This window comes from Marinobacter sp. GH_1, from assembly GCF_048595985.1.
Lineage (GTDB): Bacteria > Pseudomonadota > Gammaproteobacteria > Pseudomonadales > Oleiphilaceae > Marinobacter > Marinobacter shengliensis.
The window spans coordinates 1,715,981-1,729,592 of the sequence record NZ_CP184460.1; the positions used below are offsets into that span (position 1 = coordinate 1,715,981).

The 13,612-nt window shown below is 58.1% G+C and carries 11 protein-coding genes and 2 tRNA genes; 5 read left to right on the top strand and 8 right to left on the bottom strand.

Translation table 11 applies throughout. The annotated features are described in order from the left end of the window. Nucleotides 1–2: 2 nt before the first annotated feature. The 3 genes from ACNSOI_RS07890 to ACNSOI_RS07900 form a co-directional block, all read right to left on the bottom strand. A complete protein-coding gene (locus ACNSOI_RS07890; RefSeq protein ID WP_342632274.1) occupies nt 3–1,178 on the bottom strand; it encodes a cytochrome P450 in 1,176 nt (391 codons plus the stop codon). Nucleotides 1,179–1,281: 103 nt separating this feature from the next. Continuing rightward, nucleotides 1,282–1,668 (bottom strand): nucleoside diphosphate kinase regulator, encoded by a 387-nt coding sequence (gene rnk / locus ACNSOI_RS07895; protein WP_152437886.1) that lies wholly within the window; start codon nt 1,666–1,668, stop codon nt 1,282–1,284. Between the two features lie 291 nt (nt 1,669–1,959). After that, nucleotides 1,960–2,922: a zinc ABC transporter substrate-binding protein gene (locus ACNSOI_RS07900; RefSeq protein WP_420195522.1), complete on the bottom strand. Its 963-nt coding sequence runs from the start codon at nt 2,920–2,922 to the stop codon at nt 1,960–1,962. A 145-nt stretch (nt 2,923–3,067) separates the two neighbouring features. Between ACNSOI_RS07900 and gltX the strand changes: the two genes are divergently transcribed. The 3 genes from gltX (at nt 3,068) to ACNSOI_RS07915 (ending at nt 4,824) form a co-directional block, all read left to right on the top strand. After that, nucleotides 3,068–4,549: a glutamate--tRNA ligase gene (gene gltX / locus ACNSOI_RS07905; protein WP_420195523.1), complete on the top strand. Its 1,482-nt coding sequence runs from the start codon at nt 3,068–3,070 to the stop codon at nt 4,547–4,549. A gap of 116 nt (nt 4,550–4,665) precedes the next feature. Continuing rightward, nucleotides 4,666–4,741, top strand: a tRNA-Ala gene (locus ACNSOI_RS07910). Nucleotides 4,742–4,748: 7 nt separating this feature from the next. Continuing rightward, nucleotides 4,749–4,824: transfer RNA gene (locus ACNSOI_RS07915), tRNA-Glu, on the top strand. Between the two features lie 291 nt (nt 4,825–5,115). Here the strand turns inward: ACNSOI_RS07915 and ACNSOI_RS07920 are convergent. After that, nucleotides 5,116–5,970 carry a 6-pyruvoyl trahydropterin synthase family protein gene (locus ACNSOI_RS07920; RefSeq protein ID WP_420195524.1) on the bottom strand — a complete coding sequence of 285 codons (855 nt, stop codon included), beginning with the start codon at nt 5,968–5,970 and terminating at the stop codon, nt 5,116–5,118. Between the two features lie 183 nt (nt 5,971–6,153). Between ACNSOI_RS07920 and ACNSOI_RS07925 the strand changes: the two genes are divergently transcribed. Then, complete coding sequence (locus tag ACNSOI_RS07925) at nt 6,154–6,696, top strand: nucleotidyltransferase family protein (protein WP_420195525.1); 543 nt, start codon at nt 6,154–6,156, stop codon at nt 6,694–6,696. Here ACNSOI_RS07925 and ACNSOI_RS07930 read toward each other — a convergent pair. From ACNSOI_RS07930 to ACNSOI_RS07940, 3 genes are all read right to left on the bottom strand, one after another. Beyond that, nucleotides 6,679–7,776, bottom strand: a complete 1,098-nt coding sequence (locus ACNSOI_RS07930; protein WP_230712702.1) for a response regulator — start codon at nt 7,774–7,776, stop codon at nt 6,679–6,681. The genes ACNSOI_RS07925 and ACNSOI_RS07930 overlap by 18 nt on opposite strands. Nucleotides 7,777–7,827: 51 nt before the next feature. After that, entirely contained in the window at nt 7,828–9,147 is a 1,320-nt protein-coding gene (locus tag ACNSOI_RS07935; protein WP_420195526.1) for a PEGA domain-containing protein, read from the bottom strand. 114 nt (nt 9,148–9,261) lie between these two features. Then, on the bottom strand, nt 9,262–9,717 hold the full coding sequence (locus ACNSOI_RS07940; protein WP_061331891.1) for a hypothetical protein: 456 nt from the start codon (nt 9,715–9,717) through the stop codon (nt 9,262–9,264). Between the two features lie 100 nt (nt 9,718–9,817). Here ACNSOI_RS07940 and ACNSOI_RS07945 point away from each other — a divergent pair, with 100 nt between their 5' ends. Continuing rightward, nucleotides 9,818–12,742 (top strand): insulinase family protein, encoded by a 2,925-nt coding sequence (locus tag ACNSOI_RS07945; protein WP_420195527.1) that lies wholly within the window; start codon nt 9,818–9,820, stop codon nt 12,740–12,742. 21 nt (nt 12,743–12,763) lie between these two features. Here the strand turns inward: ACNSOI_RS07945 and ppsR are convergent, their stop codons facing one another. Continuing rightward, nucleotides 12,764–13,579 (bottom strand): posphoenolpyruvate synthetase regulatory kinase/phosphorylase PpsR, encoded by an 816-nt coding sequence (gene ppsR, locus ACNSOI_RS07950; RefSeq protein WP_420195528.1) that lies wholly within the window; start codon nt 13,577–13,579, stop codon nt 12,764–12,766. Nucleotides 13,580–13,612 lie beyond the last annotated feature (33 nt).

Sequence of the window (13,612 nt, forward strand, 5' to 3'; positions counted from 1 at the left end):
GGTCAAAATGTCTTGGGGTCTGACCCCAAAAATTGGAGGGGGAGGTAGTTGAAGCCGCCGGTGGGGAACATGGCCCGCTCGGGGGCGTCGCTACCGACCACTTCGATGCCATTAATCTGCTTCAGCAGCTCTTCCATGAAGACTCTCAGTTCCATCCTCGCCAACGGCGCCCCTGGGCATATGTGGATGCCGGCGCCGTAGAGTAGATTCTTCGGGGCGTTCTGGTGCGGGCAGAAGTTGTCCGGGTCGCCGAAGATGTCCTCATCCCGGTTGGCCGAGGCCCACAGCAGGGTGATCTTTTCGCCGGCGGGAATGTGGCGACCGCCGATATCCACGTCGCGGGTGGTGATGCGCCGGTTGGAGATCAGCGGCGCGTCCATCCTGAGGATTTCATCAATGGCTTCGGGAAGCTGCTCGGGTGCAGCCTTGAGATCGTTGAACAAGTCCGGGTGGTGTGCCAGGTAGTTGGTCAGGATGGAAATGCTGGCGGAGATGGTGGCCAGCTCACCCACCGTCCAGTTGCGAAGCAGGCTGACCAGCTGTTCATCGGTCATCGGCTGGCCGTTGACCTGTTCGCGCAGCAGCCGGGTGGTAACGTCATCCGCTGCCTGGTCGCCAGCCTGGCGTCGGGTATCCAGCAAATCACGGATGTAGCCGTCGAACTCTTCTGCCACTTCCGCCATGGCGGCACGGTCGGCGGCCAGGGTTGCCCGGTGATTCTTCATCACCCACTGCGCCAAGGGCTGGTGCAGGCTGTCGGGCCAGCCCATAAAGGCGCACTGGATTTGCAGGGCGAACGGGCGGCTCAGGGCGTTGACCACATCCACTGACTGGTTCTTTTGCAGATCATTGACGAGCCCCCGAGCGACGTCCCGGCATTGAGGCTCAAACCGGGCCATGGGCTCCGGGGCGAAATAGGGCTCAATCACTTTGCGGTAGGGCGTGTGCTCGGGCGGGTCCATACCGTTGGGCACGGAAAGATGGGCCGAGACGGCATTGCTGAAGGTGTCGTGGTCTTCCAGAACACGCATCACATCGGCGTGGCGGAACAGCGTCCATTGTTGGTAGTCACTCCAGGCCGCCGGGCAGGTCTGACGAATGTCATCGTAGGCCCGGATCTGATCCTGCTGGACGTCTTTGGCTCTGGGGTCCCAGTCCTGGTGACGCTGTTCTGCCATACGGCCTCCTCGGATTATTCGGTTAGCTTGGTGGAAGCCTAACACCGGAGGCCGTCGAGCCTTTGGAGAAATATCAAGTGCTGATATTTGTAAAGGAAACTGCTTATGCTTTTCGGGTAACGCTGACCACTTTCAGGTGAATCGGCTTGCGGCCTTTCATTGGCCATTCAATGCTGTCGCCAATGCTCAGGCCCAGCATGGCGGCGCCGGCCGGGGCCAGGATAGACACCTTGTGGTCGGCGTCTCCCACTTCGTGGGGGTATACCAGCATCATCTCGTGTTCTTTGCCGGCGTCTTCGTCTACGAAGCGCACCATTGAGTTCATGGTGACCACGCCCTCGGGCATATCCGCCAGTGGCTTGAGGTCTGCACGGCTCAGTTCTTCCTCCAGGCCGTCGGCCACTTCCGATTTGCCGGCCATGCGCTCCAGCAGGGTGCTGAGGCGGTTGTAATCTTCTTCGGCAACAGTAATCGCAGGTAAATCAGACATAGTAATCTCCGGAAAAAAGGTTCAGGTATGTTTGGTTAAGTGCTGAATCCGGGGAGGTGTTTGGAGGGATTCAGCGAAATCAGAGACGGACAGAAGCCCTGCCGGTGTTCGCAAAGGAAGACCGCAGTGCCGGAGGGAATGTGTGAATGCTGGTGCTAGGTTTGTTCACGATGAACTCATCACACGGGAATAGACAATTATCTGAAATCTACCCGCTGTGTCTGAAAAGAGCAACGTGCAAATGAGGCCCGGCCGGTTTATACGGATGGCCGGGCCCTGAGTCAGGTGGGGTTATTTTGGCAGGCAGTTGCTAACGGCGTCGGCGATGCTGTACTGGAAGTTGATGTAACCCTCCGCATTGCTCTCGATGTCGGTCGCCAGCGGGTCCCAGGTGCTGAAGGTGACATCAAGGCCTTCGGTGATGGAACGCCACCACTGCCGGTTGAACTGGGGCTCCGTGAGCAGGCAGGGCTGGTTGGCTTGCTGTAGCTTGCGCTGAACCTCGGCGATATGCCGGGCGCCGGGAGACAATTCCGGATTCAGGGTCAGTACGCCGTCCAGGGTCAGGCCGTAATGCTCCGCATAGCGGGTGAAGGCGTCGTGGTAGGCGAACAGGCTGATATTCTGTGCGCCACTGAGTCGAGCGCGAATGTCCTGCTCAGCCTTGGCCAGGCTTTCTTCAAAACGCGCCAGGTTGGCATCAAGTTGGTCGGCATTCATGCCGTCCAGAGTGGCCAGCCTGGTACGAACGTCTTTTGCCATCTCCAGTGCCAGCGCAGGATCAATCCAGATGTGGGGGTCTTCGCCGTCGCCATGGTCATGGTGGTGATGATGGGCATGCGCGTCTTCCTGGTGGCCATGATCGTCATGATGATCGTGGTGGCCGTGGTGATCATCATGATGGTCGTGATGATCCTCTTCCTTATCGGTTTCAGGTCCTTCCATGAAGGCCATGGCGCGATCCTGGAATTCCCGACCGCTCAGCAGCCGGTTCAGGAAAGTTTCCATCTCCGGTCCTACCCAGAAAATCACATCGGACTGCTCCAGAGCCCTGCGCTGGGACGGTTTCATGGTGTAGTTGTGGGGGCTTGAGCCCGCTGGCACCAGGGTGGTTACCTTGGCGTCGTCACCGGCCACCGCCTTGACGATCAGTTCCAGTGGTTTGATGGAGGTGACAATGTTGGCTGCTGCGACTGGAGTCGAGGCAACCAGGGCACTCAGCCCGAGTGCGAGGTAAGACGCTTTGATCTGCATGGTGAAGGACTGTCCTGATGGGTTTTGCGATACGTTATAATATTACACTTTAAATGCGCGGTGCAAAACCGGATCATGCGAAAACCAGCCATGGCCGCTATAATGCCGGCTTTATTCACTGGTCAGTTATTTTCAGGATGGTTTCATGACTGTACGCACCCGAATTGCCCCGTCGCCCACTGGCGACCCCCACGTTGGTACCGCCTACGTGGCCCTGTTTAATCTGTGCTTTGCTCGCCAGCACGGTGGTCAATTCATTCTGCGCATTGAAGATACCGACCAGGCCCGCAGCACGGCCGAATCCGAGCAGGATATTCTCAAAGCGCTGCGCTGGCTGGGTCTGAACTGGGATGAGGGTCCCGACGTGGGCGGCCCACACGGCCCCTATCGCCAGTCTGAGCGTAAGCACATGTACGGTCAGTACGCGGAAGACCTGGTGACGGCCGGCCACGCTTTCTATTGCTTCCGCACCCCGGAAGAGCTGGATGCCATTCGCGAGGAGCGCAAGGCCCAGGGGCTTAACCCGGGCATCAAAGGTGACCTGGAGCTGCCCCAGGAAGAAGTGAAGCGCCGCCTGGATGCTGGTGATCCGTACGTTATCCGCATGAAAGTGCCGGATGAAGGCGTGTGCGAGATTCAGGATATGCTCCGGGGCACCATCGAGATCGACTGGGCCCAGGTGGATTGCCAGATTCTGCTGAAATCCGACGGCATGCCTACGTACCATCTAGCCAACGTGGTGGATGACCACCTGATGGGCATTACCCATGTGCTGCGCGGCGAGGAGTGGATTAACTCTGCGCCCAAGCACAAGCTGCTGTACCAGTACTTTGGCTGGGATATGCCGGAGCTGTGCCACTTGCCGCTGCTGCGTAACCCGGACAAGAGCAAGTTGTCGAAGCGCAAGAACCCCACCAGCATCAACTTCTATGAGCGCATGGGCTTTCTGCCGGAGGCGGTCACCAACTATCTGGGCCGGATGGGCTGGTCCATGCCGGATGAGCGTGAGAAGTTCACCCTGGATGAGATGATCGAGAACTTCGACATCCAGCGGGTATCCCTCGGCGGTCCTGTGTTTGATGTGGAAAAGCTGCGTTGGCTGAACGGCCAGTGGATTCGTGACGAGCTGAGCGACGAGCAGTTCATGGAGCGCATGCACCAGTGGTGGTTCAATCGCGACGACCTGCAAGCGCTGGTGCCGCATATCAAGGACAGGGCAGAGGTGTTCTCTGATGTAGCGCCCATGGCCCAGTTTATGTTCAGCGGCATGCTGAACCTGAAGCCGGAAGACTTCGCCCATAACAAGCTGGATGAAGGCCAGGTCAAGCGGGTGCTGCAGTTCACCCTGTGGAAGCTGGAGGCCCAGCGCCACTGGAGCAAGGACACCATCTTTGCTGACATCAAGGCCCTGGCGAAAGCACTGGAACTTAAGATGGGGGATTTCATGTTCCCGATCTTCGTGGCCATTGCTGGAACGCCCAATTCCTGGTCGGTGATGGACTCCATGGCCCTGCTTGGCCCGGACATGACCCGCTCCCGTTTGCGCCATGCACTGGATGTGATGGGCGGCTTTTCCAAGAAAGAAACCAAGAAAGTAGAGAAGGAATACGTCGCCCTGGGTATTTGATGAGCGGTTTGTTGGTTAATTGAACGACGCGAACAGGGATGTTCAAAAAACTTTAAAAAAAGCGGAATCGGGTGTTGACGCCCCAAGGGCGGATCCTTAATATACGCATCCGTTGAGGGGCCATAGCTCAGCTGGGAGAGCGCAACACTGGCAGTGTTGAGGTCAGCGGTTCGATCCCGCTTGGCTCCACCAATTTCTAGTCCCCTTCGTCTAGTGGCCTAGGACTCCGCCCTTTCACGGCGGCAACAGGGGTTCGAACCCCCTAGGGGACGCCAATTCGGCTTGACGGTTTAGTCCACCGGAAAGCCATAAAAAAACCGCCTTCGGGCGGTTTTTTTATGGGGTTTTAAAGGGTCTGTCCCCGAACGGGGACTGACCCCCATTTGCCCGTCTATTGCACCAAGTCAGAGCCCATGGGAAAACCAGACCTCCGCCATCAGAAGGTTGGGGGCTTCAGATTTGGTGCCATAAAAAGGGTCAGTCCCCAGGGGGACAGACCCCTGAAAACCCATTGGTTCTGATTGGGTGCTCAAGACGGGCAAAGGTGGGTCAGACCCCGTTCGGGGTCAGACCCTTTTGGCAATCGCCCCCTTACCAACTCCCTCGTAGGCCTTCACCCGAATCTCGTCTTCCGGAAACTCTGCCTTCAGTTTGTCGGCGATGTGGGCGGCAATGAGTTCCACGGTGGTGTCGGTGTCGAGCATGTATACGCGGCTTTCCGGCAGGGTTAGGGCGAATTCGCCCTGGTTGGCTTCGTATTCGAAGGTGATGTAGCCAACGCCGTCTTCGCCAACAAAGCGCCGGGTCACGTCTTCTTCGGTGCCAACATAGATATCCTTCCACAACTTGGCCCAGCGGTTTTCCAGGTCGTAGTCCCGGTGGCCGTTGCGGTCTATGCGGATGGGAGAGCGGTGGCCGTGGGCGATGCGCTGGCAGTTGCCCAGGTGCTTCTTCAGGCCGTGCACGTAGTGGTAGTAAGCGCCTTCAATCGCATCTTCCCGCAGGTTGATCTCAACCGACGTGACGTTGCCAGGCAGAACGGCTTTCAGTTCTTTTTCCAGCAGGGCCGCCACGGCAGACGGCACTACCCGGTCAGATGACAGCCACACCACGGCCTCGTCGGGGGAGCGGTGTTCAATGCGGCTGCCATCGGTCAGGTTCCAAATGAAAGCATCTGGTGTCTCTTCGTCCCAATTCAGGCCTTCATAGCCACGTGGAATCACCAATCGGTGATCGACCCGTTCATCGATTACCCGCTTGATGGTGCGTTTTACCAGGCTGAAATCGAACACCATACCCTGGTCGTCCAGTTCACCGCCCAGGACTACGTCTGTAATCCAGCTTTCACCCACAAGGCCCCGGGCCGGGTCCAGGTAGGCAAAGTCAATCACGGTGATGTTGTCGACAAAGAGGTGGTTCATGGGTGGTCCGGCTGATTTGGTTGCATGGTGGCGGAATTCTAGCAAAAATCGGGTGATTCAGCAGTTTACTGCGGCTTGCCTGGATTCCCGCATACCAAGGAGAACGATATCTTAACCAGCAACGATGTTTCCCACGATCAGCAGTTTCCGGCATTGGTGCTGGCCGCTGGGCGAGCCTCACGGATGGGGTGCACGAAGCAACTCCTGATGCTGCCGGGTGGTGAATCGTTGTTGTCCAGGGCCGTTGGGCAGGCTCGGTTGTTGTCCCGACAGGTCAGGGTAGTGGCCGGTTGTGGTTACCCCCTGGTTAGATACCGCTGCGCGCTGCAGCCGGGCACCTGGATCTATCATCCGGATTGGTCGCAAGGACTGGCCGGATCACTGGCGGCGGGTATCCATCAACTGGGGCGGCAGGCTCTGGGTGTGTTTGTGGTCTTGGCAGATCAGCCGCTGCTGGCGCCCGAAGGGTTGAAACAGCTGGCAGCGCAGGCCCGCGCTGAGCCCGAGCGGCCATGGGGAGCGAGTTACGGGGATCGTGTGGGGGTGCCTGCCTGGATACCCCGTTCATTGTGGCCGCAAGTGGTGGCTCTCGCGGGGGACGCCGGGGCGGGGCGGGTACTGAATCGTTCAGGCGCTGGAGCCATTGATATTGCCGGGGTGCAACCGGATGTTGACACCCCGGAAAGTTGGCAGGAAGTCAGGCGGTTATTAGCCGAACAAACCTGACAGCCAGGCAATACCCACAGTGAATATGCCAAGGCTGACCGCCAGTCCCAGCGTGTAGATGCGGGAGTTGGCAGAGCGCTGTTGCGATACATACAGATCAATGGTGCGCTGGGCAATGTCTTCGGCGGTTTCACGGGAGATTTCGTGGGCCTGCTGAATGGCCTCAGACTGCAGGGTCTGCCAGAACTCGGTGTCGATGGTCTGAACGCTGGTGATGTGGTCTTTCAGCTCTGCCATGTGCTCAGCGGTGAAGCCGGCGTTTTTCGACAGTTCCTTCTTCAGCCGGGCCAGTTCCTGGCTCAGGCTCAGGTTGACCTCGGCGGCAACGTCATCCCGAAGGTTGCGGGTGCGGTCATCCAGCAGCTTGGTGAGTTCGTTCAGCCGTTCTTCAATGGCCGCGTCCTGTTTGCTCCGATTCTCGTCCAGGGCCCGCTTCAGGTGGTCAAACTGCTCGTCAAACAGGTCACTGAGTAGTTCGTGCAGGCGGTTGTTGATGTGGGTTTTTACCGCAGAACGGGCAATCTGCTCGATCAGGTCGCTGGTCAGTGGCACCACGTTCGGGCTGGTATGTCCGTTAGCGCCGATATCGCCTTTCGGTGACATCTCCACTGAGGCATCTGTGGGTATGTGCAACAGTTCGTCTTCAGTATCCGGCAATTCGGCGTCGTTTGCGGTGGTAACCGTGGGCGGCAGTGTTCCCTGTTCCACGTCACTGGCCAATTGGTCCAGAACCAGGCTGAGGCCATCGGTTTGCGGGGGTTTGGTCAGGATGTTGTACACCCCGAAATTGCGGGCCTCTTCCACAAACGAGGAGGACTTCTTCGAGGTGCACATGATGATGGGGATGCCGGCGGTATCCGGGTTCCCCTTGATGGCTTTGGTGGCCTCAACGCCGTTCATGCCGGGCATCAGGTGGTCCATAAAGATCACGTCCGGGCGATCATGGCTTTTCAGGAAGTCCAGTGCTTCCTCGGCAGAGCCCGCCATGTTTACTTCCATGTCCCGACCCTCAAGCAGTTTGCTGAGCGCAAATCTTGCTACTTTAGAGTCGTCCACCAGCAGAGCGTTTTTGATTGCCATGTCACTACCTCAACCTGTTACTGCAAACACGTGGTTACTGCGGCCGGGTGGTTACCAGCCTTCCAGTTGCGGGCATTGCGTTGCCCGATAACTCTTGTCCCGATAACACACACCGGGTTCTGTGGTGCGGGCGGTAAAGACTTCGCCAGCCGCAGTGGTCAGGCGCACCTGTCCGTAGGGTTCGCCATGCCGGAACGTAGCTTCTATCGAACTGCCGTTCGGGTTGCGCAGCAGGCCCCTTCCATGGAATCTGCCTTCTATGTACTGGCCGTCGTACTTCTTGCCGTCGGCAAACACTTCTGAGCCCTTGCCGTGGAATTCGCCGTTGGAAAATTCGCCCTCATAGGAGCGGCCGTCCGGGTAGGTCAGGGCGCCCTGGCCATGGAATTCGTCGTTGCGGAAGCCACCAACGTAAAGCATGCCATCAGCAGTGGTGAGCGAGCCATGTCCATTCATGCGGCCGCGGCTCCAGTTGCCGGTGAGGATGTCGCCGTTGTCCAGGGTCAGGGTGCCTTTGCCGTGGAACTGATCCCGTTCGAACTGACCGGTATAGGCGGAGCCATCAGCGCTGCGCCATTGGCCTTCACCGTGGCGCTCGCCATTGTCCCAGTCGCCCTCGTATCTGCTGCCGTCGGGGTACCAGGCCTTACCGGTGCCGTGGAATTTGCCGTCAACAAAGTGTCCTTCGTAGCGAAGGCCGGCCTCATCCTGCCAGGTGCCGTCGCCGGTTCTTACGCCACCAACCCATTCGCCGTTGCGATAATTGACCGTGGTGTAGGCTTCCAGGCGGCCCACCAGTGTCAGCTCCTGGCCTGCGGTCAGTGCAACGGTGTCGGTCCAGGGTTGGTAACCGGGTTTTTCGATGGTTACGTCATAGCGCCCAGGCTTCAGTTCCAGATCAAGCCGGGTGGCGCCATAAGTCTTGCCGTTGATCGTGACCTGGTCGCCCACCACATTGGAGCGCAAGACCAGTTTGCCAGTGCTCGGTGGCGGCGGCTCTTTTGCCTGTTCCGGGGTTGATTGCTGAACCGGGCGTTCAGCCAGAGGAGTGTCCAGCCGGGTGTTGATGGCTAAAACCGGCTCTGCCACGGCAACCATCTCCGGCTGTTCCGGCATGGGGGGCAGGGTGAAGGGGGTGGCGCTGGCGGTTTCAGATACCGGTTGCGAGGGCTGTTCGGGTTCCGGTAAGGCAGGTGCCGGCGCTGGCCGTGGCTCTGGTGCCAAGACCGGCTCCGCCGCCGCGGCTATGGTTTCGGTCACGCCGGGAACGGTTACCTCGGGCACGTCTTTTCTAACCGAGGCAAAGCCGGCGGTAACCAGGAGCATTAACGCAAGGGCGTTTACGAACAGTAGTGGTCTGAAATCGACCATGACGAAACCTCGTGATCCAAACTTACCGGATACTTTCTTATGGTTTCATCTTACCCACTGTCTGCAACGTTATGTAACAGAAAGTGTCTGAAGTTAGCCAGAATGCTGGCCAAATCACATTTTGTCCGGAAGCTGGTCATGATTGAGCTGCTCCCAGGACTTCATGTACACATCGGCTTCGTATTGATACGGTGACCGAAATGGCGTCAGCACGAAATCGAAAACCAGGAAGAAAGAACCGATCGACAGCCAGGCAATGGTCAAGGTGCTGATGGTGGTGGCCTGTTGTTCAGGGTTCGAATTCACAAACCCTTGCAGCAGGGGGATCATATCCGACGCCATCACCACCGGATTAAAACTGGACAGAACGAACGGTAGCCAGAAAGCGATGAAAATCGGGAAGAACCCGAACGACCATAGCAGGCGGCGCAGCAGGTAAATGGCAACTTCTCGCCAGAAGCGCTGTCTTATTTCCGGTACCTTGCGGATTCGCTCCAGGTACTGGCGTCTTTCCGCCCACCAGGCGGCTACTTCCGGGGCGTCGATATGCTTGGGGGTGCGGTCTGTCATAATGCGGCAGGCTACCTTGTTGAGTCCGTTCCGTGCATCATATCTGATACTACGTGTTACCCTGTAATTCTCCAATTGTTCAATACACAGGATTGTCTTAATGGCTGCAGCGACCGATAACGCAATTCACCCGGCCTTCGAGAAACTTCGCAGTCACCGGATCAACACGCTGAACCTTGAGGTTGAGGAATATCGCCATAAGAAAACCGGCGCCCGCCACCTTCACCTGGCGGCGGACAACGACGAGAACGTCTTTTTTGTGGCGCTGCGTACCTTCCCGATGGATTCCACCGGGGTGGCTCATATTCTTGAGCACACGGCGCTGTGTGGTAGCGAACGTTATCCGGTCCGCGATCCGTTTTTCATGATGATCCGGCGTTCTTTGAACACCTTTATGAACGCCTTCACCAGCAGCGACTGGACCGCCTATCCGTTTGCCAGCATGAACCGCAAGGACTTTGACAACCTGCTGTCGGTGTACCTGGATTCGGTGTTTTTCTCAAAGCTGGACCCGCTGGATTTTGCCCAGGAAGGCCATCGTCTGGAATTCGACAAACCGGACGACCCAAGCAGCGACCTGGTATACCGCGGCGTGGTCTACAACGAGATGAAAGGTGCCATGAGTGCGCCTACCTCCCAGTTGTGGCAGAACCTCACCAGCCACCTGTTCCCGACCACCACCTACCACTACAACAGTGGCGGTGAGCCGGATCATATTGTTGATCTGACCTACGATGACCTGGTGAAGTTCTATAAGCATCATTACCACCCGAGCAACGCCATTTTTGCTACCTATGGCAATATTCCCGCCCGGGAGCACCATGAAAAGTTCGAGGAGCTGGCGCTCAAGCGGTTTGATCGGCTGGAAATCGAGCTGCCGGTACACGACGAGAAGCGCATGTTCGCGCCGCTGCGGGTAGAGCAGGGCTATGCGGTCAATGACGGCGAAGGCACAGAGAACAAAACACACATTGTGATGGGTTGGTTACTGGGCCACAGCTTTGACCTGCAGGAGAACCTGGAAGGCCAGTTGTTGTCTGCCGTATTGCTGGAAAACAGTGCCTCGCCACTGATGCGGGCCCTGGAAACTACCGGTATTGGCCACGCGCCGTCACCCATGTGTGGCCTGGAAGATTCCAACCGGGAAATGACCTTTGTTTGCGGCATTGAAGGTAGCGAGCCAGAGAAACGCGCAGATCTGGAGACCCTGGTAGAAACCACGTTGCAGAACGTGGTGGAAGAGGGCATCAGCCAGGATCGCCTGGAGGCTATTCTTCATCAGCTGGAACTGCATCAGCGCGAGATTGCCGGTGACAGCTTCCCCTACGGTTTGCAGCTGATCATGAGCGCTATTGCGCCGATGGTGCACGGCGGTGACCCGGTGGAGCTGCTGGATCTGGAGCCGGTGCTGGCCACCCTGCGTGAGAAAATCAAAGATCCGGACTACGTGCCGGGCCTGATTCGCCGCAAGCTGCTGGATAACCCGCACCGGGTGACCCTGACCCTGCGCCCGGATGAGAAGCTGGAGAGCCATCACCAGCAGGCCATCCGTGAAGCGCTGGCACGCCGTAAGGCCAGCCTGACTGAGGAAGAGGTGAAGGCGATTGTGGAGCGTGCCGAGGCTCTGGAACAACGCCAGTTGCGTAAAGATGACGATTCGATTCTGCCAAAGGTTGGCCTGGACGATGTACCTTTGCAGATGCCCGAGCCAGAGGGCAGCTACGATGCCGACATCGGAGCAACCGTGTATTCCCGGGGCACCAATGGCCTGGTGTACCAGCAGGTTGTATTGCCGGTACCGGCGTTGTCGGAGCAGGAGCTGTTGCTGCTGCCTTACTACACCACCCTCGTTTCCGAAGTGGGTTGTGGTGAACTGGATTACCTGCAGATGCAAGACAGGATTTCCGCGGAATCCGGCGGCATTGGTGCCTCATTCAGCGCCAAGGGGCGTATTGATGATGTCCAGGACGTGTCCGGCTACCTGATTTTCAGCGGCAAGGCCCTGGCCCGCAACAGCAAGGCCCTTACCCAGTTACTGAAGGATGTATACACCGGCGTCCGGTTTGATGAGAAAGACCGTATCCGCGAGATTATTGCGCAGGTGCGGGCGCGCCGTGAGCAGGCCGTGACTGGCAGTGGCCACGCTCTGGCCATGGGCGCTGCGGCTCAAGGGTTGAGTGCCGGCTCCTGGCTGACCTTCCGTTTGGGTGGCCTGGCGGGTATCCGTGGGACCAAAGAGCTGGATAAATCCCTGAAGGATGACCAAGCCCTGGCTGAATTCTGTGCCAGCCTGGCGGCGCTGCACGACAAAATCCGCAACCAGCACCGGCAGTTCCTGTTGATTGGCGAGGATGGTCAGTTGGCGCCTATGCTGGATGACCTCAAATCCTGCTGGCAGGGTGATTCCGGCCGGACGGGCGATGCCTGGGCCATGGCACCGGTCAATTACAGCACCCGTGAGGCCTGGTTGACGTCAACGCAGGTGAATTTCTGTGCCAAGGCCTACAGCACCGTTGCGGTGGACCATCCGGATGCTGCCGCGCTGACGGTTCTGGGAGGTTTCCTGCGCAATGGCTTCCTGCATCGTGCTATCCGGGAAAAGGGCGGTGCCTATGGTGGCGGTGCCGGCCAGGACAGTGTCAATGGCGTATTCCGTTTCTTCTCGTACCGAGACCCGAGGCTGGCGGAAACCCTTGATGACTTCGACGGTGCTCTGAACTGGCTGCGCACGGAAAACCACGACGCCCAGTCCCTTGAAGAGGCCATCCTTGGTGTTATCGGCCAGTTGGACCGCCCGCGGTCACCCGCCGGTGCCGCTCGCCACGCGTTCCATAACAAGCTGTTTGGCCGCACGCCGGAGCAGCGCGCCCGGTTCCGGGAGCGAGTGCTCGCGGTGACGCTGGACGAGCTGCAACGGGTGGCCGATACCTGGCTGGTGCCGGAAAACGCCAGTGTGGCAGTGGTCACCAACCCGGATAACCGCGCTGTGGCTGAAGGCCTCGGTATGGCCATTCAGGAACTCTGAGGCAAGTGTGGGCCACCGGTGTTACCGGTGGCGCTTCAGCCCCGTTGTGACCATGATGCGGGTGGATATCTCTTCAACCGAATAGGCGGTGGTGTTCAGGTAGGGGATGCGCTCCCGCTTGTACATCAGTTCAATTTCCTCGATTTCGTGCATGCATTGCTGAATCGATGAGTAGCGGGAGTTCGGTCGCCGTTCATTCCGGATGGTTGCCAGTCGTTCCGGTTCAATCGTCAGCCCGAAGATCTTCTCTTTGTGGGGGCGCAGAGCCGCGGGCAGTTTCTGATCCTCCAGATCTTCCTCAGTAATGGGGTAATTTGCCGCCTTGATGCCGTATTGAAGCGCAAGGTAGAGGCACGTCGGCGTCTTGCCACTTCGGGAAGCGCCCACCAGGATCAAGTCCGCCTCGTTGTAGTGTCGCGTGCGAGCGCCGTCGTCGTTATCCAGGGCAAAGTTCACCGCGTTGATCCGGCGCTCGTAACTGCCTTCGTTATTGATGGCGTGGGATTTGCCCACGGTGTAAGACGACGATGAATTAAGTTCCTGCTCCAGCGGACTCAGGAACGTGCCAAAAATGTCGATCATGAAGCCGTCGGCGGTACTGATGATTTCACGGATACTGCTGTTAACGATGGTATCGAGAACCAGGGGCGCGGCACCGTCTACCTCCGCAGCCTTGTCGATGCGCTTGACCAGGTCATGAGCCTTTTCTTCATCATCAATATAGGGCACGGTTATACGTTCAAAATCGATTTTCTCGAACTGGGCAAGCAGGGCATGGCCGAGTGCTTCTGCCGTCAGGCCTGTGCCGTCCGAAATAAAAAAAGCGGTTCTTTTCATGGCTGTATCCGGTTTGGTTTTGGCTGATTGCCG